We start from the raw sequence: 5,749 nt of genomic DNA, 5'->3' as shown, positions 1-5,749 counted from the left end.
TGAAAATTTTTGCCTCAAACCCTATCTGCGTAAGAACTTCAGGATTTTGTGTCCAGTAGTTCATTGGTATTGTATTGCTTGAACTCAGGCTCTGTAAGACTTTTAGCCATAGCTAGTATGTTTATACGGGGGAAGTCCAGATATTCAGTTTAAATTGTTTAGGCTCGCAATCGTAGATGAGAATAAATTTCGGTAGCTTTTGCGGGAATAGATCAATCATCTCAGGAAATTAACGGTTAATTATATGAATTCTGCTAAAATTATCGCCATTATCACGGGAGCAATTTCGATTTTAATCGCCGTTGCCTATTTAATCCTCGTCCAGATTCTCGACTTTCGTAGCGAGATGATTCCCGCTCCCCTAGAAGTTATTTTTCCTGGATGATAAAAATCGGGGTTGAAAATGTTTCAACCCCAGAAAAAGCAATTTTTGAGCGGATTAACCCACTGGTTGTAATACTAAATCCGGTTATTAAAAACTGATTATTTATTGCCTATTGCCTGTAAAGTGGAGGGTTGCATCAAAAGAGTTGCTCTAGCCCTATTGCCGGGGTCGTCTTTGCCAAGCAACAACTAATTTAATTTCCTCATAACTATAATTATCTCCCAGATTTTCTTTGAGAGTTTTCAGGGATCGATCACCCACTTTTTCGATCACTAAACGAATATATTCCTGTTTATTTTTAGAGACTAACTGATTAATATCAATTTCGTAACCCGCTTCTAGCAATTTAGCTAAATGTTCATAGATGGTTGAGACTTTTAAGCTTCTTTTGCGAGCGATTTCTTCCGCATTCAACCCATCTTGATAGTATTGGAGAGTGAGGAATTGAGTAGAGGGAAGACTATCCTGACAAAAATCATTAATTGCCGCTATAAATATATCCCCATACTGTTGTACTTTACTGTGTACTACTCCAGAAATTTGACGAAACTGCCCCAAATTCCGGGGTTTCGATTGGGCCATCAAACGCAGACTAGAATCATGGAAAATAACGTAGGGAGGAACCCCTTGACTATCGGCAATTTTTTTCCGCAGTTGCCGCAAGCGCTCGAATAATAAATCACTTTCCACCATATTGGGATTGTCGTCTCCCACGATTTGACCGTTAGCTTTCTGGGGGACGGCAATAAACACGGAACGTTGTTTCCGCATCACTTCCCAACTGTGTTGATTAAGTTTCAAGATTCTAAAATTGTCTTCAGTTTCTACCAGTAGATTTTGCTGGACAAGGGAACGACTCAAACGTTTCCACTCCTCCATAGTTTTATCTTTACCGATGCCATAAGTAGATAATAAATGATGTTGATATTGGCTGATTCTTTCACCTTTTCCTCCCCTGAGTACGTTGATTATGTGCATCATACCGAATTTCTGTCCCGTCCGCGCCACACAGGATAAAAATTTTTGTGCTTCGATCGTCCAATCCTCGGAATTGTTACCATGGCGACAGTTATCACAGTTACCACAGTTACCCGCAAAACTTTCTCCAAAGTAACCTAGTACGCTCGATCGCCTACATTCAGTCCCTTCAGCATAATCTAACACCTGTCGCAATTGTTGACGAGCTTTCTGTTGTTCATTTTGCTCGGTTTTTTGGTTAATAAAATACTCAATTTTTCTGGCATCTGCAAAGCTAAAAAAGAGGGTACATTTAGCCGGTTCTCCGTCCCTACCGGCGCGGCCAGATTCTTGATAATATCCCTCTAAATTGCGGGGTAAATCATAATGAACGACAAAGCGCACATCGGGTTTATTAATCCCCATACCGAAGGCAATTGTCGCCACCATAATCTGCACATCATCCCGAATAAAACGGGTTTGATTTTTACTTCTTTCCCGATCCTCCATACCCGCGTGATAGGGTAGGGCATTAATACCATCTTTTTGTAACTGTTCAGCAACTTTATCGACGGTTTTGCGGCTGATACAGTAAACTATTCCTGCTCCTTTTTGTCCTTTAATATATTGATACAATTGCTGATAGGATTTACTGGTTTTAGGTTGAACTTCATAATAAAGATTATGACGATTAAAACTAGCAATATGAATGGAAGTATCTCGCAATCCTAATTGTTGGATAATATCTTCTCTAACCTGTTGGGTAGCGGTGGCAGTTAAAGCCAGAATTGGCACGGAGGGAAAGCGTTGACGAACTTGTTTAATTTGTCGATATTCAGGGCGAAAATCATGACCCCAATCGGAGACACAGTGAGCTTCATCCACCGCTAAACAGGCTAAACCGAGGTAATTATCAATAACAGCTAAAAAATCTAAAAAACTAGGCGATAATAATCTTTCTGGGGCGACATATAACAGTTTAATTTTTCCTTGCAGGATTAAAGATTCTCTTTCTCTGACTTGTTTCGCGTTTAAAGTGCTATTGAGAAATGTTGCCCCGATGCCATTATCAGCTAAAGCAGTTACTTGATCCTGCATTAAAGCAATTAGGGGAGAAACCACCACCGTCACCCCTTTTTTGATTAAAGCGGGTAGCTGAAAACAGAGAGATTTACCGCCTCCGGTGGGCATAATTACTAATAAATCCTGATTGTTTAAAGCAGCCTCAATTATTTGGCGTTGATTCGGTCGAAATTGATCGTAGCCAAAGTAATATTTTAAGGCTTTTTCTAAAGAGTCAATTGCAGCCATTGAGCAAGGGGAAAAATATTTTTATAGTAGTTATTTTAAGGTTAGGGATTTAAGTGATCATTGATCAGTGATCAGTAATCAGTAAAAAGAAAGCTGATAGCCAAAACAACTGACCTTAAGATTGTCTCACCTGATCGGGAACACCAACAAAGGAGAGATTGGCTAATTTTTTCAGATTTTGACAGCGCAATAACTCGTTAAAATTGAGACTCGATCGCCCCTCAATTTCAGCTATAGTCTCAATAGCCGATAATAAACCCTTAGCGGCCTCGGTTTCCGTGTAACCGCGTCTAACGGCCACTTTTAGGGCCGCTTCATCTGCGTCTAATTCCCGTTGGGGGCTGCGTTTTTCTCGCCAAATCCGGTTAATTGCCAAGGCAGTTAAACCCCCCGCTACTGCCATACCGACGGCATCGGTTTGCAGGGTTTCCACGGTTAAACCGATCATACCAGCCAGAGCAATTAATCGATCGAGATCGGGTTTAAACCATTTTACTGCCGTTAAAACAGAGACGGCCCTTAACAAGACTAGATCCCGTTGGGGTCTTGATAATTGCCGCCAGAGGTCAAAATTAATTGGAATCGGTCTGACTCCTCTTTGCCAGGGCAGGGGAAAATTAGTTTCGATTACCTTGGTGCTTTCGGGTTTGCTGACAATGCGCGTCATCATCCGTCCCGAAGCAGGCATGAGGTCTAGTAAGTGACTAATCTCGTTGTCTTGGTTCATCGATCGCCGGCCAATAGTCTTCGATCATTGAGTATAATCGCTTTCTGAGCTAATATCTCTTTTCCGACAATTTTCTCAACGAAACCGCGTGAGTCCCTACTGTTCGGCTTTGAGGGGTTCGATGCCCCAAAAATCGCCAATAAATTCTTGCATCTTCCTCAAAATCCTCATGTATTGATTAAACCTCTTGCATAATTAATTTTTGAGGATTCAAAAACGGCAAAAACAAGGATTAAATTACATAAAATCTGGAAATAGACCGTTTAATTGATTATTATTCATTCTTAATTCTCCTGACTACTGACTACTGACTACTGACTCCGTTCGGACCTCGGCGTGAGCTTTTGTCGAACGCAAAAGCTCACGGCCGAAGCCTAACCCTAACAACAATTTTTTATTTTTACAAGAGGTCTATTATTAATGAGGGGATGAAACAAGTCCTGACCGTATCTTGCCAACTCCAAGTAACACCCGAACAGGTCGCCGCTATCGAGGCGACACTGAAAGCGTTTGCGGAAGCTGGCGACTACGTTAACGGGAAGGTGAAGCCGAACCTGATCAACGAACTGGCGATACAGTCGCTACGGACTGAAATGTTGGGTTTCGCTTTCCCCTAAAATTGAGAGGTTTTCTTTAACCTATTGATTCGCTCAACCCAACCTACGGACTGGCTCAAAACCAGAGCAGGTAAGCAGGTGCAGAGCAGAAGAAGTTAAGAACATTCCCCGCAATAATGGCCAGCAAGGGCCGGAGAAATAAGGCGGGGAATGCCTGCTTGAGCTAGAGGTTCTGGAACAGTACGTTGGTGTTGGAGAGGGTGGGGGTGAGAGTTCCGGTCAACGAGACAATCGCCAACGGACTGAAGGTTGATCCCGCAGAGCCATCGGCATCGTAGGAGAGTACCCCACCGCTGTAGATGAGGTAGCCAGCTGCAAGGGCGTCGGTGTAGTTTGTGGTTCCCAAAGACACGCTACCCAAGGACGTGAAGGCGCTGGCACCGGTTATATCGAACACGATGGTGTTGGCATCGATGCCGAAGTCGGTGATCACATCCTGCTGGTCGTAGATGCTGAGAAACTGGAAGGTGTCGTTGCCGCCGCTACCAGCGAGGGAATCGTTGCCGAACCCGCCGACGATGGTGTCATTACCATTATTACCAGTGAGGGAATCATTGCCGGACCCGCCGTAGATCAGATCAAAGCCGCCGATTCCGCTGATGGTGTCGTTGCCGGTGCCGCCCCTGATAATGTCGTAGCCGTTGCCGCCGCTGATAATGTCGTTGCCGTCGCCGCCATTGATGGTGTCAGCGCCGTCGAGGCCGCTAAGGTTGTCGTTACCGGTTGATCCGGTGATGGAATCCGCGCCAATTGTACCTGAGCCAATCACACTATCGCCTCCAGACGGACCATCATTCGGGTCAGGACCGCCGCCCACGGTCATAGCGATGTTGGCCGAATTGGCAGCACCCTGGTTGCCAAGGGTATCGAAATAGTCGTTGGACACCGCCACTGTTCCCGTTGGCGACTGGAAGTTGGTGGCGATGAACGTGGCGGTGTAGCTGCTGCCGCTGCCGGTGAAGTTGCTCAGCACCCCGTTGGTCAGGGTCACATCGCTGGCGGCGAAACCGCTTACGGCTTCGCTGAACTGGAAGGTGACCGTAGTGCTAAAGTTCTGGCTGGTGAGCGGTGAGCTGTCGAAGGTGATGCCCACTGTCGGATTTTTGGTATCAATCGTCACCGTGTCCGTACCCGCTCCGCCGGTGTTGCCTGCCACGTCGGTGTAGCTATCGGCTGCCACGGACACCGAGCCGGTGGTTTCCACAGCATCGTCGGCCGTGAACGTGGCCTGGTAGCTGCTGCCGCTGCCGGTGAAGTTGCTCAGGGTTCCACCGCTGACGCTCACATCACTGTTGTCAAAACCGGTGACATCTTCGCTGAATTCAAAGCTGACTAGAGAATTGTTAGTTCCGTCGTTGAGGGAAGTATCAACGATATTGACGGCGAGGGTCGGATTTAGCGTGTCAATCGTCACCGTATCCGAGCCTGCGGAGCCGGTGTTGCCTGCCACGTCGGTGTAGCTATCGGCTGCCACGGACACCGAGCCGGTGGTTTCCACAGCATCGTCGGCCGTGAAGATGGCCGTATAGCTGTTGCCATCCACTTGGGTGAAGTCGCTCAGGGTTCCACCGCTGACGTTCACATCACTGTTGTCAAAACCGGTGACATCTTCGCTGAATTCAAAGGTGACTAGAGAATTGTTAGTTCCGTCGTTCAGGGAAGCATTAACGATATCGACTGCAAGGGTAGGATTGAGCGTGTCAATCGTCACCGTATCCGAGCCGGCTCCACCATTGTTACCTGCCACGTCGC

5 protein-coding genes are annotated in these 5,749 nt (G+C 46.1%); 2 read left to right on the top strand and 3 right to left on the bottom strand.

From position 1 onward, the window contains the following. Positions 1-244 precede the first annotated feature (244 nt). A complete protein-coding gene (locus tag IM477_RS05755; RefSeq protein WP_002760440.1) occupies positions 245-385 on the top strand; it encodes a hypothetical protein in 141 nt (46 codons plus the stop codon). A gap of 156 nt (positions 386-541) precedes the next feature. On the opposite strand, the gene recQ is transcribed toward IM477_RS05755, so the two are convergent. Together recQ and IM477_RS05745 are read right to left on the bottom strand one after the other, a co-directional pair. Then, positions 542-2,653: a DNA helicase RecQ gene (gene recQ / locus IM477_RS05750; RefSeq protein WP_287730879.1), complete on the bottom strand. Its 2,112-nt coding sequence runs from the start codon at positions 2,651-2,653 to the stop codon at positions 542-544. A gap of 115 nt (positions 2,654-2,768) precedes the next feature. Beyond that, positions 2,769-3,380: a DUF3318 domain-containing protein gene (locus IM477_RS05745; RefSeq protein WP_190720284.1), complete on the bottom strand. Its 612-nt coding sequence runs from the start codon at positions 3,378-3,380 to the stop codon at positions 2,769-2,771. A 428-nt stretch (positions 3,381-3,808) separates the two neighbouring features. Between IM477_RS05745 and IM477_RS05740 the strand changes: the two genes are divergently transcribed. Next, the gene (locus IM477_RS05740; RefSeq protein WP_287730878.1) at positions 3,809-3,997 is read left to right on the top strand and encodes a hypothetical protein; all 189 of its coding nucleotides are present in this window, start codon (positions 3,809-3,811) and stop codon (positions 3,995-3,997) included. Between the two features lie 163 nt (positions 3,998-4,160). Here the strand turns inward: IM477_RS05740 and IM477_RS05735 are convergent. Further along, positions 4,161-5,749, bottom strand: a 1,589-nt coding sequence (locus tag IM477_RS05735; protein WP_287730877.1) for an Ig-like domain-containing protein, incomplete at its 5' end; no start/stop codon positions are given.

The sequence above is a fragment of the Microcystis sp. M090S1 genome, assembly GCF_020246295.1.
Taxonomy (GTDB): Bacteria; Cyanobacteriota; Cyanobacteriia; order Cyanobacteriales; family Microcystaceae; genus Microcystis; species Microcystis aeruginosa.
The sequence above is the reverse complement of the archived record's forward strand: the minus strand, read 5'-3'. Positions and strand labels throughout refer to the sequence as shown.

Excerpts from the sequence above, each read along its gene's own strand:
- IM477_RS05755 (WP_002760440.1), top strand. The coding sequence starts at position 245 with ATGAATTCTGCTAAAATTATCGCCATTATCACGGGAGCAATTTCGATT.
- recQ (WP_287730879.1), bottom strand. The coding sequence starts at position 2,653 with ATGGCTGCAATTGACTCTTTAGAAAAAGCCTTAAAATATTACTTTGGC.
- IM477_RS05745 (WP_190720284.1), bottom strand. The coding sequence starts at position 3,380 with ATGAACCAAGACAACGAGATTAGTCACTTACTAGACCTCATGCCTGCT.
- IM477_RS05740 (WP_287730878.1), top strand. The coding sequence starts at position 3,809 with ATGAAACAAGTCCTGACCGTATCTTGCCAACTCCAAGTAACACCCGAA.